Here is a 26,939-nt window from a genome sequence, read left to right on the forward strand (position 1 = left end):
CCGCACGGATCAGCGCATGAGTGAGCGGCGAGGCCGCGGCAAGCCCCAGGGAGATCCTTCGTGGGGTGACGCCATCTGGATCGAGGCCCCTTCCGTGAAGGCCGCCCGAGAACGGGACGCCCGCCGCGGGGAAACCGGTGACGAGACGACGGCCGCGGACACCGAGTGCCTCGGGGAGGATCTGCCGGACGGCGTCGACCCCGATCGCCTCGCCGCGGCCCGCGCCCGCAGCGCTGCCCGGCGCGCCCGTGCGCAGGCCGAACGCGAGCACGTGGTGGGCTCTGGGTTGCCCGAGCCGCGCCGCAGCCGCCGCAGGACGAGCGCCGAGGCCGGCGGTGGCCCCCGCGGTCGCGGCAGCGGCAGACGCCGGGAGCCGGCGCCGCTGCCGTCCGACCCGGACGAGCTGCGCGAGCTGGCCCGGAACATCGCGCTGCGCCACCTCACGGGTGCGCCCCGTTCCCGCCACCAGCTCGAGGAGCGCCTGGCGGACCGCGGCATCCCGGAGGAGGTCGGCGCCGAGGTCCTGGACCGCATGGAGGCCGTCCGTCTGGTGGACGACGCCGCCTTCGCCGAGACCCTGGTGCGCTCCCGCCACCGCGGCCGCGGCCTGGCCCGCAGCGCCCTGCGCCGCGAGCTCAAGGAGAAGGGCGTGGACGGCGAGACCGCCGAGGAGGCCCTGGAGGCCGTCACCGGGGAGGACGAGCGCGCCGCTGCCGCGGAGCTCGTCGCCAAGAAGATCCGCACCCGTCCCGTGCCCACCGGCCCGGACCGGCAGTCCCGGGTCGAGCGAGACAGGCACGTGCGGCGGCTCGTGGCCATGCTCGGCCGCAAGGGCTACGCGCCCGGCCTGGCATTCTCGATCGTCCGCGACGCCATCGACGCCCAGGAAGGCTGAGGCCGGCCCTCTGAGGACCGCCGGCCGCGCACCCACGGTGCCGGGCCGTCGTCGGGAAGCCACGCGCCACTAGAATGACCTGCGATGACCACCACCGCTGACGCCCCGCAGACCCCCGCCGCGCCGGACAACACCGGCCGCACCTACGAGGTGCGCACCTTCGGCTGCCAGATGAACGTCCACGACTCCGAGCGCATCTCCGGCCTGCTCGAGTCCACCGGCTACAGGCCCGTCGCCGAGGGCGACCAGGCCGACCTGGTCGTCTTCAACACCTGCGCCGTGCGTGAGAACGCGGACAACCGTCTCTACGGCAACCTCGGCAACCTGCGGAACGTGAAGCAGGCCCACGAGGGCATGCAGATCGCCGTCGGCGGCTGCCTGGCCCAGAAGGACCAGGAGGTGATCGTTCAGAAGGCGCCGTGGGTGGACGTGGTGTTCGGCACCCACAACATCGGCTCGCTGCCGACCCTGCTCGAGCGCGCCCGCCACAACCACCGTGCCGAGGTCGAGCTGCTCGAGTCCCTCGAGGTCTTCCCCTCCACACTGCCCACCAAGCGCGAGTCCACCCATTCGGCGTGGGTGTCCATCTCCGTGGGCTGCAACAACACGTGCACCTTCTGCATCGTCCCGTCCCTGCGCGGCAAGGAGAAGGACCGCCGCCCGGGCGAGATCCTGCAGGAGATCAAGGCGCTGGTGGCCGAGGGCATCGTGGAGGTGACCCTGCTCGGGCAGAACGTGAACACCTACGGCGTGGAGTTCGGAGACCGCGGAGCCTTCGCCAAGCTGCTGCGCGCCTGCGGCGAGATCGAGGGGCTGGAGCGGGTGCGCTTCACCTCCCCGCATCCGGCGTCCTTCACGGACGACGTCATCGACGCCATGGCCGAGACCCCCAACGTGATGCCGCAGCTGCACATGCCGCTGCAGTCCGGCTCGGACAAGGTCCTCAAGGACATGCGCCGGTCCTACCGCTCCAAGAAGTTCCTCGGGATCCTTCAGAAGGTCCGTGAGCGCATGCCGCACGCGGCCATCACCACGGACATCATCGTGGGCTTCCCCGGCGAGACCGACGAGGACTTCGAGGACACCCTGCGCGTGGTGGAGGCCTCCCGCTTCTCCTCGGCGTTCACCTTCCAGTACTCCATCCGCCCCGGCACCCCCGCCGGAGAGATGGAGGACCAGGTGCCCAAGCAGAAGGTGCAGGAGCGCTTCGAGCGCCTCGTGGCGCTGCAGGACCGCATCTCCGCCGAGGAGATGAAGACCCTCGTGGGCACCCGCCAGGAGCTGCTGGTCACCGAGCAGTCCGGATCCAAGGCCGGCGAGACCGGCCGCCTGGCCGGCCGTGCCCCGGACCACCGGCTGGTGCACTTCTCGGTGCCCGCCGGCTGTGAGACCCCGCGCCCGGGCGACTTCGTGACCGTCACCGTCACGGACGCCGCCGCGTTCTTCGCCATCGCGGACCCGACCGCCGAGGACTACCAGGTCCGCCGCAGCCGGGCCGGCGACGCCTGGGACCGCGCACAGGCCGAGTCCTGCGGCGTGCCCACCCCGGGCGCCGGCGGCGCCACCAGCCTCGGCATGCCGTCGCTGCGCCCGCGCTCCTGATGTCCTCCGGCACCCAGGCGAGCCGGCAGCGCCCGGTGATCGCCGTCGTCGGGGCCACGGCCACCGGCAAGTCGGCACTGGCCGTGACGCTGGCACAGCGCCTGGACGGGGAGGTCGTCAACGCGGACGCCCTGCAGTTCTACCGGGGCATGGACATCGGCACCGCCAAGACCATGCCGGCCGAGCAGCAGGGGGTGCCGCACCACCTGCTGGACGTCCTGGACGTCACCGAGGAGGCCTCCGTGGCCGCGTTCCAGGCGCAGGCACGGGAGCTGTTCGCGCAGATCCGCCGGCGGGACAAGACCCCGATCCTCGTGGGCGGTTCGGGCCTCTACGTCCGCGCCGGCCTGGACGTGCTGGAGTTCCCGCCCACCGACCCCGCGGTGCGTGCCGAGGTGGAGGCCGAGCTGGCCGAGCGCGGTGCGGCAGCCCTGCGCTCCGAGCTCGCCGCGGTGGATGCGGAGTCCGCGCAGAACGTGAAGGACGAGCGGCGCCTGGTGCGCGCCCTGGAGGTCCACCGGATCACCGGCCGCCCCTTCAGTGCGTTCATGCCGCAGCGGCAGACCCACCCGGACGTCGCCCCGGCGGTGCAGATCGGCCTGCGCATCGACCGGGCCGTGCTGCACGAGCGCATCGCCGCCCGCGTCCACGCCATGGTGGCCGCCGGCCTCGCCGAGGAGGTCCGTCGATTGGAGGCCGCCGGGCTGAGGGAGGGCAAGACGGCCTCGCGGGCCATCGGCTACGCCCCGTTCCTGGCCGTCCAGGACGGGAAGCTCACCGAGGCCGAGGCGATCGAACAGACCATCGTGGCCACCCGCCGCTTCGCCCGCCGCCAGGAGACCTGGTTCCGGGCCGACCCGCGCGTGCACTGGGTGGAGGCGCTGGCCGAGGACGTGGTGGAGCAGGCGCTGGCGGTGCTCTGACAGGCCCCGGGACTGAGCTCGTGCCCCGGGCATCCTCTCCTGCACAGCCGCCCTTCGCTCTGAGCGCATTCCCGGAGCGCTCCCTGCGGTGGCGCCGCTCACACAGGCGCCGCTACGGTGCTGGAAAGCAGAGGGAAGGAGGGGAGGCGCCATGGCCTTCAGCACACCGAAGCCCGGCAGCGCCCCCAGCGCATGGCACCGCGGCCTGGTGACGACGCTCGGCACGCTCGCCTTCGGCCGGCCCCGGATCCTGGGAGAGGTCCGCCCTGCCCGTGCCCTGCGCCGCGGCCCGCGCGGCTCGCGCCGCTCGCGCAGCACCCGGCCCACCGGCGACGGCCACCGTCCCCGGCTCTACCTCGCCAGCCACCGCAACGGCGCCATCGACGGCTGCGCCCTGGCCTTCGCCGCCCCCGGCGCGCAGTTCCTCGTCTCGGCCCAGCTGCTGCGCCATCCGCTGCTGCGCCTGCTGTTCACCGGCATCCCCGTGGTGCGACCGAAGGACGTGGAGCGCTACGGCATGGACCCGGCCGAGGTCGCGGACCCGGTGACCGCCGGGGTGCGCCACCTGGCCGCGGGGGGAGACCTCGTGGTCCTGCCCGAGGGCACCTCCGAGTGGTCGCACGCCCCGCAGCCCTACCGGAAGGGCGCCGCCCGGATCCTCGCCGCCTGCCGAGCCCAGGGCGTGGACGTGGAGGTCGTCCCGGTGGGCCTGTTCTACTCCGCCCCGGACCGCTACCGCTCCCGCGTGGAGGTCCTCCTCGGGGACCCTGTCCCGCTTCCCGACGACGGCACCTCGGCGTCCGATGCCGCCTCACCTGGGCCGTCGCGCGCCCCGGTGCCCGGCGCCGGCGGAGCGCCTGACCCCGCCGAGGTCGACCGCATCCACCAAGTGCTGTCCACAGCCTTGAACGAGGTGTCCGTGGACTGCCTGGACGATCAGTCCTTCCACGCCGTCCTCACGGCCGCCGGCGCCGACGCCCGCGCCGCAGAGGGCTTCACCGAGTCCTTCCTGCACCATCAGCGTCAGGCTCGCGCCGACCGCCCGCCGCTGCCCGGGGCCCCGGCGCCGCGCTGGCCGCGGGTGCTCGGCCTGACCCTGCAGGCCCCGATCGCCCCGGTCCTGCTCACCGCCTGGGCGGTGGGGAAGAAGGCGGACGCCGTGAACACCGTCAGCTTCTTCCGTGTGCTCGGCGGCGCCGGCGCCGCCCTGCTGTGGGCCCCCGTGCTCGCCGGGCTCACCGTGGCCAAGCCCGCCGCAGGTGCCGCCGCGCTGGCCTCGACCGCCGCCGGGTGGGCACTGCTCGGTGTGAACCGCTGGCGGCTGTAGCCGCGGGTCTGCCCGCCACCTCGTCCCGACCGTTCCTCAACCAGACGCCCGACCCGCCACCAGGAGAGACGCCATGGCCCTGATCATCGACTTCCACCACGAGGACGCCGCCGAGCTGGCCGTGTCCGGAGGCAAGGGCGCGTCCCTGGCCCGGACGGCCCGTGCGCTGCCGGTGCCGCCGGGGCTGATCGTCACCGCCGAGGCCTACCGGAACCTGGTGAAGGACATCGCACCGGACCTGCGGGCGGTCCTGGCCCGCCTGGACGCCGGCGAGACCGACGTGGACACCGCCGCCGCCGAAGCCCAGGAGCTGATCCTGGACGCCGAGGTCCCGGAGGCCTGGCGCAGCCGGCTCGCCGCGCTGATGGAGCAGTCGGGGCTGGCAGACCACGCGGTGGCGGTGCGCTCCTCCGGCACCATGGAGGACCTGCCCGGCGCCGCCTTCGCCGGCCAGCACGACACCCACCTGGGCGTGCGCGGCGTGGAGGACGTGCTGGCGAAGGTGCTGGCCTGCCACGCCTCGCTCTGGAACGCCCACGCCATGCGCTACCGGCAGCGGCTCGGGGTGGACCATCTCGAGGCGGCCATGGCCGTCGTCGTGCAGCAGATGGTGGAGGTGGGCGCCGAGGAGGCGGCCGGCGTCGCCTTCTCCGTGGATCCGGTGCGCGGGCAGATGGGGCACGTGCTGATCAACGCGGCCTTCGGCCTGGGCGAGACGGTCGTCGGGGGAGAAGAGCCGGTGGACGAGTACATCGTCGCCCGCCACGGGCACGAGCAGGTGGCCGAGACGATCGCGGAGAAGCCCCACGCCCTCGTCTCCCTGCCCGGCGGCGGCACGAAGGAGGTGGACCTCTTCGCCGAACACGGGGCCCGCCCGGCCCTCACCGAGGACCAGCGTGCCGAGGTCGCGGACCTGGCCGTGGCCGCCGAGGTGCACGCCGGGTTCCCGCAGGACATCGAATGGGCGTACTCGCAGGGGCGGCTGTTCCTGCTGCAGTCCCGCCCCGTCACCCGCGTGGCCGCCCGGCTCACCCGGGACGAGTCCGCGGAGCGGTTCCCCACGCCGATCGCCCCGCTGACCTGGGACCTGGTGGAGGACGGCTTCCACCGCTCCCTGAACCACTCCTTCGACCTCATGGGCCTGCCGCCGTTCGACGACAAGTGGTTCGTGATGAAGGACTCCTGGATCTACGGCAACCAGACCGCCGTGGAGCTCTACGCGGACCGGCTGCCGCTGCGCATGCTCACGGACGCCGAGTCCCTCGAGGCCGCCATCCCGGAGATCATCCGCGACTACTCCTGGGTGCAGCAGCTGCCCCTGCAGTGGGCCCGGGACCTGGACACCTACCTGCTCGCCCTCGGCCGGCTCGACGCCGTGGACCCGGACGCACTGGACCTGCCGGCCCGCTGGGAGCACGTCAAGGCCATCGCCGCCGCAGGCAACGCCTACTTCCTGCCGAACATCGCCATCTCCCTGACCCAGCGCACCCTCTACGGCGCCCTGCAGCGCATGCTGTCCATGGCGCTGAGCACGGAGCAGGCGCAGCAGGTGTTCGAGCAGCTCCTCTCCGCCACGGACACCAAGACCGGTCAGGTCAACGCCGAGCTGTGGGAGCTCTCCCGCACCCTGCGCGCCACCCCGGAGCTGCTGGACGCGCTCGCCGTTGACGGTGCGGCCGCCGTGGTGGACCGCCTCGAGACGTGGCCGGAGTTCGCCGCTGCCTTCACGCGGTTCCTGCAGCGGCACGGCCACCGTGAGCTCGACTTCGACGCCTACCACCCCACCTGGGTGGAGGCCCCGCACATCGTCCTGGACCAGATCCGCCTCATGGCCGACCGCGAGGACGAGGACCACGCCGCCGCGGACCGGCGGGCGAAGGTCACCGCCATGGAGACCGAGCTGGCCGTGCTGGCCGAGGTCCCGGACCCGCTGCGCTACCTGGTGCAGGAGGTCATCCGCCTGGCCCGTGAGTACACCGCCCTGGACGACCTCGAGCACTACCAGACCACCCGCATGAGTCCGATCCTGCGCCGCGCCGTCCGCTCCCTCGGCGCCGGCCTGGTGGACGAGGGCGTGCTCAGCGACCCCATGGACGCGTTCTTCCTGCCGGTCGCGGACCTGGACGCCGCCTTCGGCGTCACCGGCGAGGGGCACGACGACGGCCACACGCCCTCGGACGGCGAGGGCGCCGCCGTCGGGAAGCAGGATCTGGCGCCGCTGACGGCGGTGGCCGCCGAACACAAGGCGGCCTACGAGGCCGCGTGCGCGGGCACCCCGGACTGGGTGTGGGGCGAGTCGGAGGCCGAGCAGGTCGACGGCGACGCGCTGGTGGGCGCCGCGGGCAGCCCGGGCTCGGTGGAGGGGGAGGTGTTCCTGGTGCACGGGCCGGAGGACTTCGCGTCCTTCCCGTCCGGGGCGATCCTCGTGGCCCGCACGACCAATCCGGCCTGGACCGCGCTGTTCTACCAGGCCTCCGGGGTGATCACGGAGTCCGGCGGCGCGCTCTCACACGGTGCGGTGACCGCCCGCGAGCTCGGGCTGCCGGCCGTCATGGCGATCCGCGGCGTGATGCAGCGGCTGGAGAACGGGCAGAGGGTGCGCGTGGACGGCTCCGCCGGGACGGTCTCGCTGCTGGAGGGCTGAGGGCCGGGACCAGGGCCGGCGGCGGGCGGGGACATCCCGAGCCGACGGCGGACGGGGACATCCCGAGCCGGCGGCCGTCCCGGGCCGGCTGCGGCCCCTAGACTGGGCGGCATGAGCCAGCACCGTGCCGCCCTCGACGCCCTGTCCGGACTGACCTTTGCCAAGGGGCACGGCACCGGGAACGACTTCGTCCTGATCGCCGACCCGGACGGCACCGTGGCCCTTGAGGCCGAGAAGGTGGCCGCGCTGGCCGACCGCCACCACGGCATCGGCGGCGACGGCGTCATCCGTGCGGTGCCCTCGAAGCACCTCGCCGAGGGGCAGGCTCTGCTGGCCGAGCATCCGGACGCCGAGTGGTTCATGGACTACCGCAACGCGGACGGCTCCGTGTCCGAGATGTGCGGCAACGGGGTGCGCGTGTTCGTGCACTTCCTGGTGTCCGAGCAGCTCGTGCCCCTCGAGCCGGGGCAGACCCTGGCGATCGGCACCCGCGCCGGCGTCAAGCACGTGACCCGCCTGGACCACGGCTACGCCATCGACATGGGTCCGTGGAGCTACATCGACCCGGAGCTGGCGCAGGAAGCGGCCTCGGACTCCGTGGTGGAGGCCGCGGGCCTGCAGGATCCCCGTCCGGCGCTGAGCATCTCCATGGGCAATCCGCACACCGTGGTGCCCGTGCAGTGCTTCGAGGACCTGGCCGAGCTGGACCTGACCCGCGCCCCGCACGTGGAGCCGGCCCCGGAGGGCGGCACCAATGTGGAGTTCGTGGCCGCCTTCGAGCCGATGATCCGCGACGGCGTCGGCCGGGTGAAGATGCGTGTGCACGAGCGCGGAGTGGGGGAGACCCGGTCCTGCGGCACGGGCGCCTGCGCCGCCGCCACCGCGATGCGCGCCTGGGCCGGCACCGACGGCTGCGACTCCTGGCTCGTGGAGGTCCCCGGCGGCCTGCTGGCCGTCGACTTCCTCGCCCACGCCGACGGCACCGAGCACGTGGTGCTGGCAGGCCCGGCCGAGTTGGTCTTCCGCGGCACCCTCGGCTGAACCCCTGGCACTTTCGTTCGGGAAACCGTCGCGTCCCGGGGTGCTTTCGTTCGTGAAACCGTCGCGTTCCGGGGCACTTTCGTTCGGAAGAACGTCGGGTTCGTCGTGCAGCCAACCCGACGCTCCTGCGACCGCCCGGCTGTGGGGCAGCGGGGCCGTCGCGCAGACGGGGAAGGTTTTCCACACCCGACCCATCCATGACGCGGAGCGTTATACTCTGAGTGCATGATCAGATCGTTCGGAAGCAAGGACACCGAGCGCATCTGGCACGGGGCCTACGTGAAGCGCATTGATCGAACGGTGCAGCGCGCGACCCTGAGGAAGTTGGAGATGATCAACGCCGCTCATGTGGTGGACGACCTTCGAATTCCACCGGGGAATCGCCTGGAACAGCTCGTCGGCGACCGACGTGGTCAGTACAGCGTCCGTGTCAATGCGCAGTGGCGGCTCTGCTTCGTCTGGACTGAAGGAGGAGCGGAGGATGTCGAACTCGTCGACTGCCACTGACCGGGACCTGCTCGAGCCCGTCCATCCGGGCGAGATCCTCCTGGTGGACTTCATCCAGGGCTTCGACCTGTCGCAGAACCGTGTGGCAGTCGCCCTGGGCGTCCCGCCGCGCCGCATCAACGAGATCGTCCTCGGCAAGCGCGGCATCACCGCCGACACCGCCATTCGGTTGGCGCGCTACTTCGGCACATCGGAACAGTTCTGGATGAACCTTCAGGTCGACTACGAGCTGCGCATGCAGCATCGGGTGCTCGACGGGCAGCTCGAGGAGATCCAGCCCCTGCAGGTCGCTTGAGCCCTCGGCGCCTCCCGCCCCGTCGGTGCTCGGTCTCTTCGTCGAATGCAGGTGTTCCGAGACTCGACGCTCTCCCGAACGAAAGCGCTCTGGAACTCGACCGTTTCCCGAACGAAAACGGTCGGGGCGGCGGCGATCAGCTCTTCCTGCTCACCTTCAGGATCCGGAAGCCCTTCACGCTGTCCGCGCGCTCGGCGGTGAACTCGCCGGGCGCCCGCTGCTGGAGCATCGTGCGGATCCACGGCAGCAGCGAGTCCGCCCCGAGGTTCTTCTGCACCACCAGCCACGCCTGCCCGCCCGGGTTCAGCGCCGGCAGCCACCGCTGCAGCAACGCATGCAGGGCCGGCTTGCCGATGCGGATCGGCGGATTGGACCAGATCAGGTCGAAGCCGGCGTCCTCGGCCACCTCCTCTGGACGCGCCGCCGTCACGTTGTCCGCGCCCACGGCGGCGGCGTTGTCCCGGCACAGCGCCAGCGAGCGCTCGTTGACCTCCACCGCCGTCACCGTCGCGGCCGGGGACTGCAGCGCCATGCTCAGGGCGATCGGCCCCCAGCCGGCGCCCACGTCCAGGAACGATCCCTCCGCCGGTGGCTGCGGCACCACGGACAGCAGGGCACCGGTGCCCTTGTCGATCCCCTCGGGGGAGAAGACCCCGTTCGCGGTCTGCACGCGCACCTGCCGCCCGGCCAGCTCGACGCTGATCGTGCGGCGGCGTTCGGGGGTGCCGGGGTCTGCGGAGAAGTAGTGGGCGCTGCTGGTCACGGCCACGATCGTACCGGCGCCCCACCGGGACCCGTCCGCGGACAGAGCGGCCGGCGAACGGGCGCCCCGTGCACACCAGGCGCCGGATCGGTATGCTGTCCTGCATGTTCCTGATGTACGTCTGAGCCCACGGCTCGAGCACCGCTCGCCGACAGCTCCGCCCCGTCCGCACCCACCCGGTGCCGCCCGTGCGCGCGCCCCGCGTGCCGCGGCTGACGGAGGCGACCAGGAACCCCCGCATGCCCGAGCAGGAGTAGGCGACCGTCCGTCGTCGTCAATCTCCTCCTGCACAGGGTGTGCCGCTTCCACAGCCTGTCGCTCCGGCGGTCCACCGCAGAGACCACCCACTACGCTTGAGACCCGGGCCCGCCGGCGCCCGCGCGGCACCGATGCCGCCGCCCCGGCCGGCCCAGAGGAGACCATGACCCAGAAGAACAGCCACACCCCGGACGTCGACCCCCAGCAGCCGGGGGATGACGACATCCAGGCCGTCATCGACCGCATCCTCGCCACCCACGGCGGGGATCAGGACCAGACCCACGACGACGGCCGCTCGCCGGCGGCCGCCGACCTCGCCGCCGAGGACGGCCCGGCAGAGCGTGGCTCCGCCCTGTCCGGCCGGGCGCTCGCGCTCGACGACGGCGGCCATGGGCACACCGGCTACGACGGCGACCAGGACGAGCTCGCCGAGCGCAACGCCCTGCGCCGCGTCGCCGGGCTGTCCACCGAGCTCGAGGACATGTCCGAGGTCGAGTACCGCCAGCTCCGCCTGGAACGCGTGGTGCTCGCCGGCGTCTGGAGCGAGGGCACCGCCGAGGACGCCGAGAACTCGCTGCGCGAGCTCGCCGCGCTCGCCGAGACCGCCGGCTCCGAGGTCCTGGACGGCGTCATCCAGCGCCGCCACACCCCGGACCCGGCCACCTACCTCGGCAAGGGCAAGGCCCAGGAGCTGCGGGAGATCGTCGCCATGACCGGCGCGGACACCGTGGTGGTGGACTCCGAGATCGCCCCGTCCCAGCGCCGCGCGCTGGAGGACCTGGTGCGCGTGAAGGTCATCGACCGCACCGCCCTGATCCTGGACATCTTCGCCCAGCACGCGAAGTCGCGCGAGGGCCGCGCCCAGGTGGAGCTGGCGCAGCTCGAGTACCTCCTGCCGCGCCTGCGCGGCTGGGGAGAGTCCATGTCCCGCCAGGCCGGCGGCCGCGCCGCAGGCGGCGAGGGCATCGGCTCCCGCGGCCCCGGAGAGACCAAGATCGAGCTGGACCGCCGCCGCATCCGCACCCGGATGGCCAAGCTGAAGAAGGACATCGCGGGCATGAAGCCGGCCCGCGAGGCCAAGCGCGCCAACCGCCGCCGCAACAGGGTGCCCTCGGTGGCGATCGCCGGCTACACCAACGCCGGCAAGTCCTCTCTGCTCAACCGCCTCACCAAGGCGGGCGTGCTCGTGGAGAACGCCCTGTTCGCCACCCTGGACCCGACCGTCCGCAAGGCGGTCACCCCGGACGGGATCGGCTACACCCTCTCGGACACCGTGGGCTTCGTGCGCAACCTGCCCACCCAGCTGGTGGAGGCCTTCCGCTCCACCCTGGAGGAGGTCACGGACTCGGACGTGATCCTCCATGTGGTGGACGCCGCCCACCCGGACCCGGAAGGGCAGATCGCCGCCGTGCGCGGGGTGCTCGCCGAGGTGGACGCGCAGAAGATCCCGGAGATCATCGTCCTGAACAAGGCGGACGCGGCAGATCCGGCCGTGATCGCCCGCATCCGCGCCAAGGAGCCGCACACCGCGGTGGTCTCCGCACGCACCGGCGAGGGCATCGAGGCGCTGGAGCAGCTGATCGCAGACACCATCCCGCGGCCGAACGTGCCCATGGAGGTGCTCATCCCCTTCACCCACGGCGAGCTCGTCTCCCGCCTGCACTCCCCGGACGCGGAGATCCTCTCCGAGACCTATGAGGAGGGCGGCACCCGCATGCACGTGCTCGTCCGGCCGGATGTGGCCGGGGAGATCGAGGCCTACCGCGTGGACCGGCAGGACTGATGGGGACGCAGCAGAGCACCCCGCGCACGGACCGCGAGCGCGAGGCCCTCGCGCTGCTGGACGCCGCCGTGGAGGCCACCGGCGGCCAGCACCGCGAGGGCCAGCGGGAGATGGTCCTGCAGGTCGCCCGGTCCCTGGAGTCCCGGCGGCACCTGCTGGTGCAGGCCGGCACCGGCACCGGCAAGTCCCTGGCCTACCTCATCCCGGCGCTGCAGCACGCCATGGAGCAGGAGGACCCCGTGGTGGTGGCCACCGCGACCCTCGCCCTCCAGGCGCAGATCATGCGCCGGGACGCGCCCCGGCTGATCGAGGCCCTCAGGGACGAGCTCCCGCGCGAGCCGGTGGTGGCCCTGGTGAAGGGCCGCTCCAACTACCTGTGCCGACACAAGGTGGACGGCGGCTACCCCGGGGACGAGGACGCCGAGACCCTCTTCACCGTGGCGGACGACGGCGGCATGCTCTCCACCGAGGCGGACGACGAGTCCGGTCCCACCACCTCCCTCGGGCGCGAGGTCGTGTACCTGCGCACGTGGGCCGAGCAGACGGAGACCGGTGACCGGGACGACCTCGAGGTCCCCGTCACGGACCGCGCCTGGCGGCAGGTCTCGGTCTCCGCGACCGACTGCCTCGGCGCCTCCAAGTGCCCCGTGGCCGAAGAATGCTTCTCCGAGCGCGCCCGCGCCAACGCCGCCGACGCGGACGTGGTGGTCACCAACCACGCGATGCTCGCGATCTCCGCTTTCGAGGGCCTGGCCGTGCTGCCGGAGTACTCGGCGGTGATCGTGGACGAGGCCCATGAGCTGCAGGACCGGGTCACCGGCGCGGTCACCGGGCAGCTGTCCGGCTCGATCGTGCTGGGAGCGGCCACGTCGTTGCGCCGCCACGGCACCGTGGCCGTGGAGGACCTCGTCGCCGCCGCAGCGAGCCTGGACGCCGCCTTCACCCCCTGCCCCTCCGGGCTGCTGGCCACCGGCCTGGACGACGCGCAGGAGACCGCGCTCAACGCCGTGCTCGCCGCCGTCCGGCAGTGCCTGTCCGACCTCGGCACCGGCAAGGAGACCGAGACCGACGGCGGCCGTCAGATGGCCCGGGCCCGCGCTCTGGACGTGCTCGAGGTGACCGAGCGGATGCTCGCCGCACGGCCCGAGGCCGACTTCCCGGAGGTCGTCTGGGCCACCCGTCCCGGCCACTTCGAGCCCGGAGTCGGCTGGCAGCCCGGCAACGAGGAGGACCCGCCCCAGCTCTACGTGGCCCCGCTCTCGGTGGCCGGCAAGCTGCGCGAGGGGCTGTTCGGCGCCGCCACCACTGTGCTCACCTCCGCCACCCTGACCGTGGGCACGGGCGAGCGCCGCTTCGACTCCGTGGCCGGGGACGTGGGCCTGGCCGGACCAGACGCGCCGAGGTTCACGGTCGCGGACGTCGGCAGTCCCTTCGACTATCCGCGGCAGGGGGTGCTCTACGTGGCTCGCCACCTTCCTAAGCCGGGCCGCTTCGCCTCCGAGGAGTCCCTGGACGAGCTCGAGCGGCTCATCACCGCCTCCCGCGGCGGGGCGCTGGGCCTGTTCTCCTCCCGCCGGGCCGCCGAGGACGCCGCCGAGGCCATGCGCCGCCGGTGCGGGAAGGACATCGAGATCCTCTGCCAGGGCGACGCCACCCTCTCCGCGCTGGTCAAGCAGTTCGCCGAGGAGCCGGATACCTGCCTGTTCGGCACCATGAGCCTCTGGCAGGGCGTGGACGTCCCGGGCCCCTCGCTGCGCCTGGTGGTGATCGACCGCATCCCGTTCCCACGTCCGGACGACCCGCTCTCCCTGGCCCGCACCCGTGCGATCAGCAGCCACGGCGGCAACGGGTTCATGGCGGTCTCCGCCACCCACGCCGCCATCCGCCTGGCCCAGGGCGCCGGCCGTCTCATCCGCTCCGTGCAAGACAGGGGCGTGGTGGCCGTGCTCGACTCCCGTCTGGCCACCGCCCGCTACGGCGGCTTCCTCGCCTCGGCCCTGCCGGACTTCTGGCGCACCACGGACCCGACGGTGGTGGAAGGCGTCCTCGGCCGCCTCGCCGCGTCCGTGGATCAGGACGGCTGACGCCGCCTTCCCGACGACGGCTCCTCACCTGCACGAAGCCCCTCACCCGGATTCCGGGTGAGAGGCTTCGTGGCGCCGGGCGGTGCGGCTCAGAGGGCGCGGAGCACGGTGACGACGCGGCCCATGATCGTGGCGTGGTCTCCCAGGATCGGCTCGTAGGCGGTGTTCTGCGGCAGCAGCCAGGTGTGGCCGTCGCGCTGGCGGAAGGTCTTCACGGTGGCCTCGTCGTCCAGCAGGGCGGCGACGATGTCCCCGTTCACGGCGGTGTTCTGGCGGCGGACCACCACCCAGTCGCCGTCGCAGATGGCGGCGTCCACCATCGAGTCGCCGGAGACCTTGAGCATGAACAGCTCGCCCTCGCCGGTGAGGCGGCGGGGCAGTGCCATGACGTCCTCGACCTGCTGGTCGGCGAGGATCGGCCCACCGGCGGCGATGCGGCCGACCCACGGCACGGGGACGGAGTCTCCCTCCTCCGTGCCGGTGTGCCACGTGGGCAGCGCCGAGACCACGGCGTCGCCGTCGGCGGACGTCGCGCCGGCTGCGGCCTCACCGGCGGCCTCGCCGGAGGCGGCCAGGAGTGTCCCGTCCTCGTCCCGCAGCACCTCGAGGGCACGGGGGCGGCCCGGGTGGCGGCGCAGGTAGCCGAACTGTTCGAGGCGGGTGAGCTGGTGCTTCACGGAGGAGAGTGAGCCCAGGCCGGCGGCGTCGCCGATCTCGCGCATGGACGGCGGGTAGCCGTGCTCGGCGATGGACGCGCGGATCGTCTCCACGATCGCGCGCTGGCGCGGCGTGAGGGTCTGCGGCGTCCCGGTGGGGTGCTCAGGGGGCTGAGGAGTGGCCATGGCGGTCCGTTCCTGCTCGGCGGCGTCGGCGGTGTTCCCTATCGTGTCCGCCCCTCGTGGTCTGCTGTCCGGCGTCACCTGGAGAGGGTCGTCCACGGGCGGAACCCGTGGCTCGACCGTAGCCCAGGAGACCGACCGGTTCAAAGATATGTTCGAACTCGGCATGGCGTGTCTCGAAGACGTGTGCTAGAAAAGTGTTCGAACAGATCGAACGGATGTTCGAACAGCCTGCTCCGGCAGGTGGAAAGGCAAGGCAGCACCATGAACGCTCGCACCCGCTCCGTCACCCGCACCGGCACCGTCCAGGCTGCCGACTGGCGGCTGAACCGCCGCGGCCGCTTCGTCCTGCGCGGCCTGCCCGTGATGGTGCTCGCGGCCGTGCTCACCGCTCTGGCGGCCACGGCCCTGTCCATCACCCTGTCCCCGGCGGCCGTGTCCTCCAATCAGGCCGGCGCGGAGCTGGAGAAGGTCACCGTGATGCCCGGTGACAACCTGTGGGACATCGCCGGCCGTGTGGATCCGGCGGCCGACCGCTTCGCCACCATGGAACGCATCACCGAGCTCAACGGCCTCGAGGGCCGCACCCTCGAGACCGGCGACGACCTCTTCGTGCCGGCCATGGCCGACTGACCCGTTCGTGCCGGCCATGGCCGACTGACCCGTTCGTGCCGGCCATGGCCGACTGACCCGCCCGTGCCGGCCATGGCCGACTGCACCGGCTGGATCCCTGCACGTCGTGCCCCCCGATCCCTTCATGTCCTCCTCTTGCGCAGGAACGATCCCGCGGCTCCCGGCTGATCACAGGCCTGCTCCAGACCCCGCCGCCGCCCGGCGTGCTTCCCCCTCTGTCGCTGCCCGCGCCCTCGGGCGTCACGCGGCGGCCGCCGGCGGCGGCGGTTCCTAGACTGATCGCCATGACCGATCTGGACGCCCTCCCGCTCCGCGAGTCCCTGAAGGGGCAGAGTCCCTACGGTGCGCCCCAGCTGGACGTCACCGTCGCGCTGAACACCAACGAGAACACGCATCCGGTGCCTCCGATCGTGGCCGACGCCATCGTGCAGTCGGTCGCCCGGGTCGCCGGCGGTCTCAACCGCTACCCGGACCGTGAGTTCGTGGAGCTGCGCGAGCGTCTGGCGGACTACCTCGGCCACGGCCTCACCCCGGAGCACCTCTGGGCGGCCAACGGCTCCAATGAGGTCCTCCAGCAGATCCTGCAGGCCTTCGGCGGCCCGGGCCGCTCCGTGCTGAGCTTCCTGCCCTCCTACTCCATGTATCCGCTGCTGGCCTCCGGCACGGACACCGAGTTCATCGACGGCGGCCGCGCCGCGGACTACGCGCTCTCCGCCGAGCACGCCGCGGCCTGCATCCGCGGCCACCGCCCGAACCTCGTGTTCCTGGCGTCCCCGAACAACCCGACCGGCACCGCGCTGTCCCTGGACACCATCCGCGCCGTCTACGACGCCACGGAGGAGGTCGCGGCCGCGGGCGGCCCGGCCGCCATGGTCGTGGTGGACGAGGCCTACGCCGAGTTCGCCCTCGCCGGCACCGAGCCGGCCCTCACCCTGCTCGAGGGCCGCCCGCGCCTGGTCGTCACCCGCACCATGTCCAAGGCCTTCGCCCTCGCCGGCGTCCGCCTCGGCTACATGGCCGCGGACCCGGCGGTCTGCGACGCGCTTCGCCTTGTGCGCCTGCCCTACCACCTCTCCGCCGTGAACCAGGCGACCGCCAACGCGGCCCTGCAGCACGTGGACGCACTCCTGGAGACCGTGGAGGAGATCAAGGTGCAGCGCGACCGGATCGTGGACACCCTCCGCGACTACGGCCTCACCCCGGCCGTCTCGGACTCGAACTTCGTGTTCTTCGGCGGCCTCGAGGACGCGCACGCCGTCTGGCAGGGCCTGCTGGAGCGCGGCGTGCTCGTCCGGGACGTGGGCATCCCGCACCATCTGCGCGTCACCGCCGGCACCGAGGAGGAGACCACCGCGTTCCTCACTGCACTGGCCGAGGTGCTCGGCCGCTGAGACCGAGGCGGCACCGCACCGCCCGCCTCCGTACGATGGGAGGCGATTCCCCGAACCGCCCGATCGCCCGGCCCGTCGCCGGCGACCGCACCCAGAGAGGACCGCCGTGGCAGCAGAGCTCGTCTCCGGACGCCGCGCCCGCATGCAGCGCACCACCAGCGAGTCGGACGTGTACGTCGAGATGGACCTCGACGGCACCGGCACCGCCGAGATCTCCACCACCGTGCCGTTCTACGACCACATGCTCACGGCGCTGTGCAAGCACTCGCAGATGGACCTGACCGTCCGGGCCACGGGCGACACTCACATCGACGTGCACCACACGGTCGAGGACGTCGCCATCACCCTCGGAGAGGTCCTCAAGGCCGCCCTCGGGGACAAGCGCGGCATCCGTCGGTTCGGCGAGGCGTCGGTGCCGCTGGACGAGGCGCTGGCGCGCGCCGTCGTCGACGTCTCCGGCAGGCCGTACCTGGTGCACGAGGGCGAGCCGGAGGGGCAGCAGTACCACCTGATCGGCGGCCACTTCACCGGCTCCATGACCCGTCACGTGTTCGAGTCGATCACCTACCACGCCTCCATCTGTCTGCACATGGACGTGGTGCGCGGCCGGGACCCGCACCACATCGTGGAGGCCCAGTTCAAGGCCTTCGCCCGCGCCCTGCGCGCCGCCGTGGAGGACGACCCGCGCGTGAACGACATCCCGTCCACGAAGGGCGCCCTCTGATGGCGAGCCCGACCTCCGTCCCCGGCGTGAGGCCGACCGTCGCCGTCCTGGACTACGGCTCCGGCAACGTCCACTCCGCCGTCCGTGCGGTCGAACGCGCCGGCGCGACCGTGGAGCTGACCGACGACGCGGACACCGTGCTCAACGCGGACGGCCTGCTCGTCCCCGGCGTCGGCGCCTTCTCCGCCGTGATGGAGGCGCTCGCGGCCTCCGGAGGCACCCGCTGGATCGGCCGCCGCGTGGCCGGAGGCCGCCCCGTGCTCGGCATCTGCGTGGGCCACCAGGTCCTCTTCGACGAGGGCGTGGAGCACGGCGTGCGCACCGAGGGCATGGGGGAGTGGCCCGGTCTCGTCGAGGAGCTGCAGGCGGACGTGCTGCCGCACATGGGCTGGAACACCGTCCGCCCGCCCGAGGACACCGTGCTCTTCCGCGGCGTCGAGGACGAGCGGTTCTACTTCGTCCACTCCTACGGCGTGCTGAGGTGGCAGTTCGACCAGTCCATCTCCGCCATGAAGCCGCCGCAGGTCACATGGGCCCACCACGGCACGGACTTCGTGGCGGCCGTGGAGAACGGGCCGCTCTCGGCCACGCAGTTCCACCCGGAGAAGTCCGGGGACGCCGGCCTGCAGCTGCTGGCCAACTGGCTGGGGTCCCTCTGATGCCGTACTGGTCCATCCTCTACCTCGGCCTCGGCGGCATCCTGCTCGGCGCCGCCTGGTCGCTGCGTTCCCAGCGCGCCCCATGGTGGGCCGTCGCGATCGCGCTGGTGCTCGCCGTGATGGCGATCGCCGCGGCGTTCCTCACCGTCCCCTGACGGGTCTGCGGGCTGTGGGCCCGCCTCATGAACCACGACGACGGCCGCCCACCTGTGGTGTCCGTCCCACCCCCTGAACCCCCGAAGAAGGGATCACCCCCATGACCTCCTCCTGCAAGGCCCTCGAGCTGCTCCCGGCCGTGGACGTCCAGGACGGCCAGGCGGTCCGCCTCGTCCAGGGCGAGGCCGGCTCCGCCACCGGCTACGGCGACCCGCTGGCCGCCGCCCTGGACTGGCAGAACGCCGGCGCCGAGTGGATCCACCTGGTGGACCTGGACGCCGCCTTCGGCCGCGGCGACAACCGGGACGTGATGAAGCGCGTCGTCGAGGAGCTGGGCGTGAAGATCGAGCTCTCCGGCGGCATCCGGGACGACGCCTCCCTGGAGAACGCCCTGGCCATGGGCGCCACCCGCGTGAACCTCGGCACCGCGGCGCTGGAGGACCCGGAGTGGACCGCCCGCGTCATCGAGCAGTACGGCGAGCAGATCGCCGTCGGCCTGGACGTGCGCGGCACGGTGCTGGCCGCCCGCGGCTGGACCAAGGAGGGCGGGGACCTCTGGGAGGTCCTCGAGCGCCTCGAGCAGGCCGGGTGCTCCCGCTACGTGGTCACCGACGTGACCAAGGACGGCACCCTCAAGGGCCCGAACACGGAGCTGCTCGCCCAGATGTGTGCCGCGACCACCAAACCGGTGGTGGCCTCCGGCGGGATCTCCTCGCTGGAGGACGTCGCCGCCCTGGCCGCCATGGTGGACCAGGGCGTGGAGGGGGCCATCATGGGCAAGGCCCTCTACGCCGGCCGCTTCTCCCTGGAGCAGGCGCTGGCCGTGGCCGCCGGGGCCACCGTGGACGAGGCCCGTGCCGCGCACCCGTTCGAGGCTGCCGAGTGACCGGCGGGGACACCGAGCACACCGTCGACGTCCCGCAGCCGGGCAGCCGCGAGCTGCCGGGACACATCCGCGCCGCTCTGGACCGGATGCGGGAGAAGACCGCGGGGGAGAACACCGCGGACACCGCCGGCGTCCCCTGGCAGGGGCGGGACCTCTCCGGGCCCGGCCTCGAGGGGTCGAAGAACCCGTTGCACGTCTTCGACGAGGACGACGGCACCAGCCCGGCCGAGTGGACCGAGGTCATGGCTCGGCTGGAGACCAGCGAGGCGGACGAGACGCACGTGACGAAGGTCCTCTCCGGGATCCGCGTCTTCGCCGCCGTGGTGCCGACCCTGGCCGTGGACGAGTCCGACGTGCACGACCATGCGGACCACTCCGGCCACGAGCACGACCTGTCCGAGGGGGACAAGGCCGCCGACGTCGCCCTGGTGACCATGCGCGCCGCCGACGGCCGGCAGGCGCTGCCCGTCTTCACCTCCGTCCCGGCGCTGACGGCCTGGAATCCGCAGGCCCGCCCGGTGGCGGTGTGGATGCCGCGCGCCTGCCTGTCCGCCGTGGACGAAGGCTGTGAGCTCGTGGTGGTGGACGCCGGTGCCGAGCACACCTATGTGGTGCGCCGCCCCGCCGTGTGGGCGCTGGCCCAGCAGAAGGACTGGACCCCGTCCTACTGGGACCAACAGATCGCCCAGGAGATCGGTTCCGTCGCGGACCTTGTTCCCGGTCTGCTGAACCTGGGCCTGGCACCGGGCACCGGAGTGGCCACCGAGTCCGCCTCCGGCACGGTCATGAACGGCGGCGGCTCCGGCCCGGAGCTGCAGGTCGTCGCGATGCCGGAGAAGGGGGCGGACGAGACCGCCGTGCGCCTGATGACCACCACCCTGCGGATGCTGCTGGCCGACCTGCCGCTGCTGGCCGAGCGGGCGGACTCCGTGCAGATCACCGTGCGCCGCTGAGTACACCGGGCGCGGGGCCGGAATGGGTGTCTGTCCACCGCCAGGGCATGGCCGTCGCGAAGGCTGCCCGCGCGCCGGGACCTCGTACGGTCAGGACAGGTGCCGGCCGAGGCGGGCGAACACCCGTGCCAGGACGGCCAGGTCCTGCTCGGACAGAGCGTCGAGGAAGAGCTCGTCCACGTCGCAGGCGTGCAGGACGGCCGCGCGCCGGAAGGCCTGGGCGCCGGCATCGGTGAGGGACGCCTCCTTGCCGCGGCCGTCGTCCACGGCGTCCTGCCGGACGACCAGCCCGCGCCGGGCCAGTGACCCGATCAGATAGGTCAGCCGGGACGGTGAGAACACGAGCTTCCGGGCGAGTTCGCCCATCCGGAGCCGGCGCTCCGGGGCCTCGGTGAGCAGGAGCAGGACGTTGTAGTCCGCCAGGGACAGGCCCGTCTCGGCACGCAGCGACTGCTCGAGGCGCTGTGTCAGCATGGCACTGGACTCGAAGTAGGAGCGCCACACGTCGCGGCGGCCTGACGGCCACGGGGCATCGACGGAATCCATGGTCCTCCTCCCGGCTCTGACGGTTCCGTGCCCTGCCGGTGTCAGGGCCTTCCCAGTATGGCCGCGAACGGTGTCTCGGTGGGGGAGGGTGCCTGTGCCGTGGGCATGTCCGCAGTCGGCAGCCTCACGGAGGCCTCGGGCGGTCGGGGTGCGGCCCGCTCCCGCAGCACCGCATGGGCCAGGTCTGCTCCGGCGCCTGCGATGCGCACGTCGAGGGCCCCGGCGCCGTCCGCCGCGGCCGGTCCACCGCCCCAGTCGTCCGTCGCGGCAAAGACTCCGCGCGGCAGGGCCGTTGCCCCCAGCTGGGCGAACAGCGGCCGCAGGGAGGTGTCCAGCACGAGGCTGTGGCGGGCCGTGCCGCCGGTCGCGGCCAGCAGGACGGGCACGCCCCGGAGCGCCCCGTCCTCCACGAGCTCCCAGAACGCCCGGGCCATCCCGGCCATGGAGGCCTTGTAGGTGGGGGCGACCACCACGAGGGCGTCGGAGGCGAGCACCGTGTCCAGCGCCCTGTCCAGGTGGGGTTCGCGGACCGTGCCCAGATGGGCCTGTGCCACCGCCGTGGCGAGCGGGCGCAGGGGCACCTGGGCCGTCTCCACATCGAGGCCGTGGGCCTCCAGCTCCCGCCGGGCGGCGTCGTGAAGGCGCGTGGACAGGCGGGTGGTGAGGGACGGCTCGCCCATGCCGCCGGACACGGCGGTCAGCCGGACGGGCGCGTCGGAGGCGTGGGACGCCGTCGGGAAGGAAGGGGTGTGCATGCTCATGCCTCCGCCGCCGCGGCGCGCTCGCGACCGGCGGGGGAGTCCGCTGCCCCGCCGGGCACCGGAGCCTGCCCGCGGCGGGCCCGCTCCACGAGGAAGGCATGGGTGGGTGCCTCGGGGACATCCGTCGGCTTCCGGGCGGCGAACTCCCGGCGCAGTGTCGGCAGCACGTGTTCGCCGAACAGGTCGATCTGCTCCAGCACCACGTCCGTGGGCAGGCCGGCGTGGTCGATCAGGAACATCTGGCGCTGGTAGTCGCCCACCCATTCGCGCAACTCGAGGGTCCGCTCGATCACCTGCTGCGGGGAGCCCACGGTGAGCGGGGTCAGGCGGCTGAACTCCTCCAGGGACGGGCCGTGGCCGTAGACCGGGGCGTTGTCGAAGTAGGGGCGGAAGCGGCGCACGGCCTCCTGGGAGTCCCGGTGCATGAAGGCCTGCCCGCCCAGGGCCACGAAGGCCTGGTGGGCGGCGCCGTGGCCGTAGTGCTCGTACCGCTGGCGGTACAGGCGGACCATGCGGATCACGTGCTCCTTGTTCCAGAAGATGTTGTTGTGGAAGAAGCCGTCGCCGTAGTAGGCGGCCTGCTCGGCGATCTCGGGGGAGCGGATGGAGCCGTGCCAGACGAACGGGGCCACGCCGTCCAGGGGCTGCGGGGTGAGGGTGAAGTCCTGCAGCGGCGTGCGGTGGCGGCCGGACCAGGTGACGGACTCCTCATGCCAGAGCCGGTGCAGCAGGTGGTAGTTCTCCACGGCCAGCTCGATGCCCTGCCGGATGTCCTTGCCGAACCACGGGTACACGGGGCCGGTGTTGCCCCGGCCCAGCGTGAGGTCCACCCGGCCGTCCGCAAGGTGCTGCAGGTAGGAGTAGTCCTCGGCCAGGCGCACCGGGTCCATGGTGGTGATCAGGGTCGTGGCGGTGGAGAGGATGATCCGCTGCGTGGCCGCGGCCAGGTAGGACAGCAGGGTCGGCGGGTTGCCGGGCGCCACGAACGGCGGATTGTGGTGCTGGCCCGTGGCGAAGACGTCGAAGCCGGCCTGTTCAGCGTGACGGGCGATCCTGACGGTGTCCTTGATGCGCTGATGCTCGGTGGGAGTGGTGCCGGTGGTGGGGTCGGTGGTGATGTCGCCGATGGTGAAGACGCCGAACTGCATGTTGTCCTCCTAGGAAGGCGGTCACGCCACATCTGTTTCAAGTTTGTAGCATATGGGACAACAGCCCGGGGCTCCGAGTTCTTCCCGGCCGACTCCACCGCAGCCGTGACCTTCCTCACCGGCGGAGCGGAGCGGGACGGGGCGGAGCGGGACATCAGGCCGGGCAGCGGCCCGGTGAGTCGGGACCGCCCGGGCCGCTCGACCTGCCGCCTGCCCGCGCGGCACACTGGTGTCCATGGACTCTGGGTTCTTCGCCGGACGGCTGGCGCACACGGACGTGCTGCACATGCAGCAGACGGCCTCCTTCATGTCCAACGACTTCGAGGTCACCGATGCCCAGGAGCGGCCGGTGCTGCGGGTGCGCACCACCGGCTCCGGCGCGAGCCGCTTCTTCATGGGCAACCGGTCCTTCGTGATCGAGGACGCGGAGACCGGCCGCACGCTGTTCGGCTTCGAGGACGTGGTCACGTGGGGCCGGGACCGGATGTCCATGGTGGATGCCGAGGGTCTGCCGCTGGCACGCCTGCGCCGGGAGCACGCGTTCTTCAGCACCAAGGTGAGCTGCCAGGTGGTGGACGGCACCGAGTTCGAGATCGTCGGCAACGCCTGGGGGAAGGCCTACCAGGTCCACGCCCGCGGGGTGCAGATCGCCGCCGTCGAGCGGCGCTGGGCGGGTCTGTCCCGCGGACTCATGGGGCACTCCCGCTACGAGGTGACGCTGGACCCGTCCATGCCGCCCATCGTGCGCTGCGCCGTGGTCGGCACCGTCCTGGGCCTGGACCTGATGCGGGCGAAGGACCAGTCGAGCAGCTAGACGGAGGCGAGCGGACGTCGTCGGGGGTTCGGCCGGGGCGCGCAGGCGCCCTGACCGCACCGTGACGCCGGCAGGCCCGCCCGGGCGGCTGGCCGCGCCGGCGGGACTAGACTGCCGCGGGTGGACTTCGGCGCCTACTTTCGACTTCTCAAGGACTCGCGCATCCGGAACCTGCTGGGCGTGGGGTTCATCGCTCGCTTCCCGCACAGTGCGGCGGGCGTGATCCTGACCTTCCACGTCGCGGCGACGATGGGCCTGGGGTACGGCACCGCCGGCTTCGTGGTGGCGGCCATGACGCTGGGCATCGCGGTGGGCGCCCCCTGGCGCGGCCGGGTGATCGACAACAAGGGCCTGCGCCGTGCCCTGATCCCCTCGGTGATCGGTGAGGCGCTGATCTGGCCGGTGGTGGCGTATCTGCCGTTCCCGTTCATCCTTGCCGGCGTCTTCCTCGGCGGCGTGCTCACCGTTCCGGTGTTCTCCGTGGTGCGGCAGGGGCTGGGCGTGCTGGCCAAGGGCCGGGACCGGCAGACGGCGTTCGCCCTGGACTCGATCATCACCGAGGGCGTGTTCATCATCGGCCCGACGCTCGGCGGCATCATCGCGGCCACCGGCAACTCGTCGCTCGGCCTAGTGATCGTGGGCCTGTCCGGCGCGGTGGGCGGCGCCCTGCTGATGTGGTTCAACCCGCCGACCCGCTCCTGGCAGCTGGAGGCCGGCCCGCAGCGCGAGGACGCCTATACGGAGGAAGAGGACCGTGAGCAGGCGGTGGCCCAGGCGGTCACCGGCGCCCCCATGCACCTGGACGTGGCGGCGGCGGACCTGGCCACCGGCGCGATCCCGGTGGTCACCTCCGCCATCCCTGCCGTGACCGGCGCGCTTCCGGTGATCGCCGCGGACGGCTCCGGGCCGGTGTCTCCGGATGCCCGGGCCCGCCGGACCGGGCGCGCCGAGCGTCTGCGGCAGTGGCGCCGGAACTCGTTCGGGTGGATGAACCGGGCCTCGGTGGCCGCGCTGCTGGTTGCCGTGGGCGCCGGCTTCTGCCTGATCGGCACCGAGGTGTCCATCATGGCCACGCTGCAGCACGCGGGGCAGGTCGCCTCGGTGGGTGTGGTCTTCGCCCTGTGGTGCGGTGCCTCCGCGGTGGGCGGGGTGTTCTACGGAGCCACGCATCGGGACGTCTCCCCGACCGTCCTGATGGGCCTGTTCGCCCTGGCCTCCCTGCCGATGGCCCTGGCCTGGGATCTGTGGTCCCTGGCGCTGCTGTCCATCCCGTCCGGCCTGCTCACCGCGCCCACGCTGGCGGCGGCCTCAGGCCGGCTGTCCCGGCTGGTGCCGGAGGAGCGCCGCGGTGAGGCGATGGGCTTCTACGGTTCCTGCATGACGGCCGGCTCGGCGGCAGGCGCCCCGCTCTGCGGCGCCGCGATCGAGGCCTTCTCCCCGGTGGCCGGCTTCTACACGGCCGGTGCGGTGGGCGCGGTGATCGCCGTGGCCTCCCTGCTGCTCTCGGCCAGCGCCCGCCGCCGCGGCATCCACGGGGAGTACTGAGCCAGTCCGGTCGGCTTCGCCGCCGGTTTCCCGACGACGGCACTCGCCTCGTCCTTCCCGGTCCGGCTGACATGATGGGCGGCATGGACACCTACCCCACGCGCCGTTCGACCGTGTACGGCGAGGCTGTCGTCGCCTCGTCCTCCCCGCTGGCCGCCGCCGCGGCCCAGGAGGTGCTGGCCGAGGGCGGCACCGCCGCCGACGCCGCCGTGGCCGCGGCCATGTGCCTGACCGTGGTGGAGCCGACGAACAACGGGATCGGCGGAGACCTGCTGGCCCTCGTCTGGGACGGGGATCGCCTGCACGGGCTCAACGCCTCCGGCCGCAGCCCGCGGGCGTGGACCCCGGAGCACTTCGCACAGTATCAGGAGATGCCGAGGCGCGGGTGGGACTCGGTGACCGTGCCCGGCGCAGTGTCCGGGTGGCGGGCCCTGTCCGAGCGGTTCGGGCGCCTGGAGTTCGCACGGCTCGGCCGGGACGCCGTGCGCCATGCCGAAGAGGGCTGGCGGGTCGGGCCGATCGTGGCCCAGGACTGGGCGCGTGCCGCCGGGATCCTCGGGGAGATCGAGGACTTCGCGGACACTTTCATGCCCGGCGGCCGGGCCCCGCGCGAGGGGGAGAAGGTGGTCTTCGCTGACCACGCCGCGACCCTCCGGGAGATCCTCGCCACCGGCGGGGAGTCCTTCTATCGCGGTGCGCTCGCCGAGCGGATCGTGGCCCACGCCGAGGCCGGCGGGGGACTGCTGGGTGCGCAGGACCTGGCGGAGCACGAGGTGGAGTGGTGCGAGCCGATCACCGCATCCTGGGCCGGGCACGAGCTGTGCGAGATCCCGCCGAACAGCCAAGGGCTGGCTGCGCTGGTGGCGATCCGGATCCTCGAGCGGCTGGGCGTGGACCCGGGCGCCGGCGCGGACCCGGACGACGCGGAGACCGTCCACCTGCAGGTGGAGGCGATGCGACAGGCCCTGACGATCCTCCACGGGGACATCGCGGACCCGGCCTGGACGCGGACCGAGGTGGAGGACATCCTGTCCGACGAGGCGATCGACGCGATGGCCGCGCGAATCAGCCGGGGGCGAGCGGCGGACGCGGTGACCGAGCCGCCGACGGCCGGCGGCACGGTGTACCTGTCCGTGGGCGACGCGCACGGGATGATGGTCTCCCTCATCCAGTCCAACTACTACGGCTTCGGCTCCGGGCTGGTGGTGCCGGGGACGGGCATCGCCCTGCACGACCGCGGCGCCGGGTTCGTGCTCACCGATGGGCACCCGAATCAGGTGGCCGGCGGCAAGCGGCCCCTGAACACGATCATCCCCGGCTTCCTGACCCGCGGCGGGCAGCCGGTGTGCGCGTACGGCGTGATGGGCGCGCCGATGCAGCCGCAGGGGCACCTGCAGGTGATGCACCGGCTGCTGGCCGGGCAGTCGCCGCAGGAGGCGTTGGACGCTCCGCGCTGGTTCGTGGAGGGCGACGGCGAGCTCAAGTTGGAGGTCGGATGGTCCGACGAGGTGGCCGCCGCGCTCGAGGCGAAGGGCCACCGCGTGACGCGGACGGGCGCGGGGGACCGCACCTACGGCGGAGGGCAGGCCGTGTGGCGCCTGCCGAACGGCGGCTACGCCGGCGGCTCCGACCCGCGCAAGGACGGCCACGCGGAGGCGCGGTAAAGCGACGGTTAGCCAAAGGTCTGGCACCTTGGTGCCAAGTTCTTTGACTTTAGTACCAGGGTCTCGACACCGTTGCAGATGAAGTGGTTTGCTGAATT

25 protein-coding genes are annotated in these 26,939 nt (G+C 72.6%); 20 read left to right on the top strand and 5 right to left on the bottom strand.

Translation table 11 applies throughout. The features are described from left to right. The first annotated feature begins 16 nt into the window (after positions 1-16). The 8 genes from CEQ11_RS05590 (at position 17) to CEQ11_RS05625 (ending at position 9,234) form a co-directional block, all read left to right on the top strand. Positions 17-895, top strand: a complete 879-nt coding sequence (locus tag CEQ11_RS05590) for a regulatory protein RecX (RefSeq protein WP_088478003.1) — start codon at positions 17-19, stop codon at positions 893-895. Positions 896-979: 84 nt separating this feature from the next. Continuing rightward, positions 980-2,497 carry a tRNA (N6-isopentenyl adenosine(37)-C2)-methylthiotransferase MiaB gene (gene miaB / locus CEQ11_RS05595; RefSeq protein WP_088478004.1) on the top strand — a complete coding sequence of 506 codons (1,518 nt, stop codon included), beginning with the start codon at positions 980-982 and terminating at the stop codon, positions 2,495-2,497. Continuing rightward, complete coding sequence (miaA, locus tag CEQ11_RS05600; protein WP_088478005.1) at positions 2,497-3,420, top strand: tRNA (adenosine(37)-N6)-dimethylallyltransferase MiaA; 924 nt, start codon at positions 2,497-2,499, stop codon at positions 3,418-3,420. Before miaB ends, miaA begins: the two co-directional genes overlap by 1 nt. 151 nt (positions 3,421-3,571) lie before the next feature. Next, positions 3,572-4,747 (top strand): hypothetical protein, encoded by a 1,176-nt coding sequence (locus CEQ11_RS05605; protein WP_088478006.1) that lies wholly within the window; start codon positions 3,572-3,574, stop codon positions 4,745-4,747. Between the two features lie 73 nt (positions 4,748-4,820). Then, positions 4,821-7,391, top strand: coding sequence for a PEP/pyruvate-binding domain-containing protein (locus CEQ11_RS05610; protein WP_088478007.1), 2,571 nt, complete (start codon positions 4,821-4,823; stop codon positions 7,389-7,391). Between the two features lie 111 nt (positions 7,392-7,502). Next, positions 7,503-8,432, top strand: a complete 930-nt coding sequence (dapF, locus tag CEQ11_RS05615) for a diaminopimelate epimerase (protein ID WP_088478008.1) — start codon at positions 7,503-7,505, stop codon at positions 8,430-8,432. 225 nt (positions 8,433-8,657) lie between these two features. Further along, positions 8,658-8,939, top strand: a complete 282-nt coding sequence (locus tag CEQ11_RS05620) for a type II toxin-antitoxin system RelE/ParE family toxin (protein ID WP_083315319.1) — start codon at positions 8,658-8,660, stop codon at positions 8,937-8,939. Next, a complete protein-coding gene (locus tag CEQ11_RS05625; RefSeq protein ID WP_088478009.1) occupies positions 8,914-9,234 on the top strand; it encodes a HigA family addiction module antitoxin in 321 nt (106 codons plus the stop codon). Before CEQ11_RS05620 ends, CEQ11_RS05625 begins: the two co-directional genes overlap by 26 nt. A gap of 136 nt (positions 9,235-9,370) precedes the next feature. On the opposite strand, the gene CEQ11_RS05630 is transcribed toward CEQ11_RS05625, so the two are convergent. Then, positions 9,371-10,006 carry a class I SAM-dependent methyltransferase gene (locus tag CEQ11_RS05630; protein WP_088478927.1) on the bottom strand — a complete coding sequence of 212 codons (636 nt, stop codon included), beginning with the start codon at positions 10,004-10,006 and terminating at the stop codon, positions 9,371-9,373. 412 nt (positions 10,007-10,418) lie between these two features. Between CEQ11_RS05630 and hflX the strand changes: the two genes are divergently transcribed. Further along, positions 10,419-12,038, top strand: coding sequence for a GTPase HflX (gene hflX / locus CEQ11_RS05635; protein ID WP_088478010.1), 1,620 nt, complete (start codon positions 10,419-10,421; stop codon positions 12,036-12,038). Further along, positions 12,038-14,122, top strand: coding sequence for an ATP-dependent DNA helicase (locus tag CEQ11_RS05640; RefSeq protein ID WP_067189896.1), 2,085 nt, complete (start codon positions 12,038-12,040; stop codon positions 14,120-14,122). The genes hflX and CEQ11_RS05640 overlap by 1 nt, the downstream gene beginning before the upstream one ends. A gap of 89 nt (positions 14,123-14,211) precedes the next feature. Here the strand turns inward: CEQ11_RS05640 and lexA are convergent, their stop codons facing one another. Next, a complete protein-coding gene (gene lexA, locus CEQ11_RS05645) occupies positions 14,212-14,964 on the bottom strand; it encodes a transcriptional repressor LexA (protein ID WP_070639357.1) in 753 nt (250 codons plus the stop codon). Positions 14,965-15,225: 261 nt separating this feature from the next. Between lexA and CEQ11_RS05655 the strand changes: the two genes are divergently transcribed. The 7 genes from CEQ11_RS05655 (at position 15,226) to CEQ11_RS05680 (ending at position 20,363) form a co-directional block, all read left to right on the top strand. After that, positions 15,226-15,594, top strand: a complete 369-nt coding sequence (locus CEQ11_RS05655; RefSeq protein ID WP_067189902.1) for a LysM peptidoglycan-binding domain-containing protein — start codon at positions 15,226-15,228, stop codon at positions 15,592-15,594. Between the two features lie 284 nt (positions 15,595-15,878). Continuing rightward, positions 15,879-16,985, top strand: a complete 1,107-nt coding sequence (locus tag CEQ11_RS05660; protein ID WP_070639362.1) for a histidinol-phosphate transaminase — start codon at positions 15,879-15,881, stop codon at positions 16,983-16,985. Positions 16,986-17,127: 142 nt separating this feature from the next. Further along, positions 17,128-17,709, top strand: coding sequence for an imidazoleglycerol-phosphate dehydratase HisB (gene hisB / locus CEQ11_RS05665; protein ID WP_174520637.1), 582 nt, complete (start codon positions 17,128-17,130; stop codon positions 17,707-17,709). Continuing rightward, complete coding sequence (hisH, locus tag CEQ11_RS05670) at positions 17,709-18,368, top strand: imidazole glycerol phosphate synthase subunit HisH (protein WP_067189907.1); 660 nt, start codon at positions 17,709-17,711, stop codon at positions 18,366-18,368. Before hisB ends, hisH begins: the two co-directional genes overlap by 1 nt. Then, on the top strand, positions 18,368-18,523 hold the full coding sequence (locus CEQ11_RS12910) for a hypothetical protein (RefSeq protein WP_167635517.1): 156 nt from the start codon (positions 18,368-18,370) through the stop codon (positions 18,521-18,523). The genes hisH and CEQ11_RS12910 overlap by 1 nt, the downstream gene beginning before the upstream one ends. 101 nt (positions 18,524-18,624) lie before the next feature. Beyond that, a complete protein-coding gene (priA, locus tag CEQ11_RS05675; RefSeq protein ID WP_070639364.1) occupies positions 18,625-19,410 on the top strand; it encodes a bifunctional 1-(5-phosphoribosyl)-5-((5-phosphoribosylamino)methylideneamino)imidazole-4-carboxamide isomerase/phosphoribosylanthranilate isomerase PriA in 786 nt (261 codons plus the stop codon). Continuing rightward, positions 19,407-20,363: an SseB family protein gene (locus CEQ11_RS05680; protein WP_070639366.1), complete on the top strand. Its 957-nt coding sequence runs from the start codon at positions 19,407-19,409 to the stop codon at positions 20,361-20,363. The genes priA and CEQ11_RS05680 overlap by 4 nt, the downstream gene beginning before the upstream one ends. Before the next feature lie 90 nt (positions 20,364-20,453). On the opposite strand, the gene CEQ11_RS05685 is transcribed toward CEQ11_RS05680, so the two are convergent. From CEQ11_RS05685 to CEQ11_RS05695, 3 genes are read right to left on the bottom strand one after another with little or no spacing between them, the layout of a single operon-like run. After that, the gene (locus tag CEQ11_RS05685; protein ID WP_070639367.1) at positions 20,454-20,909 is read right to left on the bottom strand and encodes a MarR family winged helix-turn-helix transcriptional regulator; all 456 of its coding nucleotides are present in this window, start codon (positions 20,907-20,909) and stop codon (positions 20,454-20,456) included. A gap of 41 nt (positions 20,910-20,950) precedes the next feature. Further along, positions 20,951-21,664 (bottom strand): CE1759 family FMN reductase, encoded by a 714-nt coding sequence (locus CEQ11_RS05690; RefSeq protein ID WP_070639369.1) that lies wholly within the window; start codon positions 21,662-21,664, stop codon positions 20,951-20,953. A gap of 2 nt (positions 21,665-21,666) precedes the next feature. Next, entirely contained in the window at positions 21,667-22,818 is a 1,152-nt protein-coding gene (locus CEQ11_RS05695; RefSeq protein WP_088478012.1) for an LLM class flavin-dependent oxidoreductase, read from the bottom strand. Between the two features lie 235 nt (positions 22,819-23,053). Here CEQ11_RS05695 and CEQ11_RS05700 point away from each other — a divergent pair, with 235 nt between their 5' ends. From CEQ11_RS05700 to CEQ11_RS05710, 3 genes are all read left to right on the top strand, one after another. Further along, positions 23,054-23,632, top strand: coding sequence for an LURP-one-related/scramblase family protein (locus CEQ11_RS05700; RefSeq protein WP_088478013.1), 579 nt, complete (start codon positions 23,054-23,056; stop codon positions 23,630-23,632). Positions 23,633-23,752: 120 nt separating this feature from the next. Further along, positions 23,753-25,177 (top strand): MFS transporter, encoded by a 1,425-nt coding sequence (locus CEQ11_RS05705; protein WP_088478014.1) that lies wholly within the window; start codon positions 23,753-23,755, stop codon positions 25,175-25,177. Positions 25,178-25,260: 83 nt separating this feature from the next. Next, the gene (locus CEQ11_RS05710; protein ID WP_088478015.1) at positions 25,261-26,841 is read left to right on the top strand and encodes a gamma-glutamyltransferase family protein; all 1,581 of its coding nucleotides are present in this window, start codon (positions 25,261-25,263) and stop codon (positions 26,839-26,841) included. Positions 26,842-26,939 lie beyond the last annotated feature (98 nt).

The organism is Micrococcus sp. FDAARGOS_333, assembly GCF_002206575.2.
GTDB classification, from domain to species: Bacteria; Actinomycetota; Actinomycetes; order Actinomycetales; family Micrococcaceae; genus Micrococcus; species Micrococcus lylae.

Bases quoted from the DNA above. Each gene is read 5' to 3' on its own strand.
- CEQ11_RS05590 (WP_088478003.1), top strand. From the start codon at position 17: ATGAGTGAGCGGCGAGGCCGCGGCAAGCCCCAGGGAGATCCTTCGTGG.
- miaB (WP_088478004.1), top strand. From the start codon at position 980: ATGACCACCACCGCTGACGCCCCGCAGACCCCCGCCGCGCCGGACAAC.
- miaA (WP_088478005.1), top strand. From the start codon at position 2,497: ATGTCCTCCGGCACCCAGGCGAGCCGGCAGCGCCCGGTGATCGCCGTC.
- CEQ11_RS05605 (WP_088478006.1), top strand. From the start codon at position 3,572: ATGGCCTTCAGCACACCGAAGCCCGGCAGCGCCCCCAGCGCATGGCAC.
- CEQ11_RS05610 (WP_088478007.1), top strand. From the start codon at position 4,821: ATGGCCCTGATCATCGACTTCCACCACGAGGACGCCGCCGAGCTGGCC.
- dapF (WP_088478008.1), top strand. From the start codon at position 7,503: ATGAGCCAGCACCGTGCCGCCCTCGACGCCCTGTCCGGACTGACCTTT.
- CEQ11_RS05620 (WP_083315319.1), top strand. From the start codon at position 8,658: ATGATCAGATCGTTCGGAAGCAAGGACACCGAGCGCATCTGGCACGGG.
- CEQ11_RS05625 (WP_088478009.1), top strand. From the start codon at position 8,914: ATGTCGAACTCGTCGACTGCCACTGACCGGGACCTGCTCGAGCCCGTC.
- hflX (WP_088478010.1), top strand. From the start codon at position 10,419: ATGACCCAGAAGAACAGCCACACCCCGGACGTCGACCCCCAGCAGCCG.
- CEQ11_RS05640 (WP_067189896.1), top strand. From the start codon at position 12,038: ATGGGGACGCAGCAGAGCACCCCGCGCACGGACCGCGAGCGCGAGGCC.
- lexA (WP_070639357.1), bottom strand. From the start codon at position 14,964: ATGGCCACTCCTCAGCCCCCTGAGCACCCCACCGGGACGCCGCAGACC.
- CEQ11_RS05655 (WP_067189902.1), top strand. From the start codon at position 15,226: ATGAACGCTCGCACCCGCTCCGTCACCCGCACCGGCACCGTCCAGGCT.
- CEQ11_RS05660 (WP_070639362.1), top strand. From the start codon at position 15,879: ATGACCGATCTGGACGCCCTCCCGCTCCGCGAGTCCCTGAAGGGGCAG.
- hisB (WP_174520637.1), top strand. From the start codon at position 17,128: ATGCAGCGCACCACCAGCGAGTCGGACGTGTACGTCGAGATGGACCTC.
- hisH (WP_067189907.1), top strand. From the start codon at position 17,709: ATGGCGAGCCCGACCTCCGTCCCCGGCGTGAGGCCGACCGTCGCCGTC.
- CEQ11_RS12910 (WP_167635517.1), top strand. From the start codon at position 18,368: ATGCCGTACTGGTCCATCCTCTACCTCGGCCTCGGCGGCATCCTGCTC.
- priA (WP_070639364.1), top strand. From the start codon at position 18,625: ATGACCTCCTCCTGCAAGGCCCTCGAGCTGCTCCCGGCCGTGGACGTC.
- CEQ11_RS05685 (WP_070639367.1), bottom strand. From the start codon at position 20,909: ATGGATTCCGTCGATGCCCCGTGGCCGTCAGGCCGCCGCGACGTGTGG.
- CEQ11_RS05690 (WP_070639369.1), bottom strand. From the start codon at position 21,664: ATGCACACCCCTTCCTTCCCGACGGCGTCCCACGCCTCCGACGCGCCC.
- CEQ11_RS05695 (WP_088478012.1), bottom strand. From the start codon at position 22,818: ATGCAGTTCGGCGTCTTCACCATCGGCGACATCACCACCGACCCCACC.
- CEQ11_RS05700 (WP_088478013.1), top strand. From the start codon at position 23,054: ATGGACTCTGGGTTCTTCGCCGGACGGCTGGCGCACACGGACGTGCTG.
- CEQ11_RS05710 (WP_088478015.1), top strand. From the start codon at position 25,261: ATGGACACCTACCCCACGCGCCGTTCGACCGTGTACGGCGAGGCTGTC.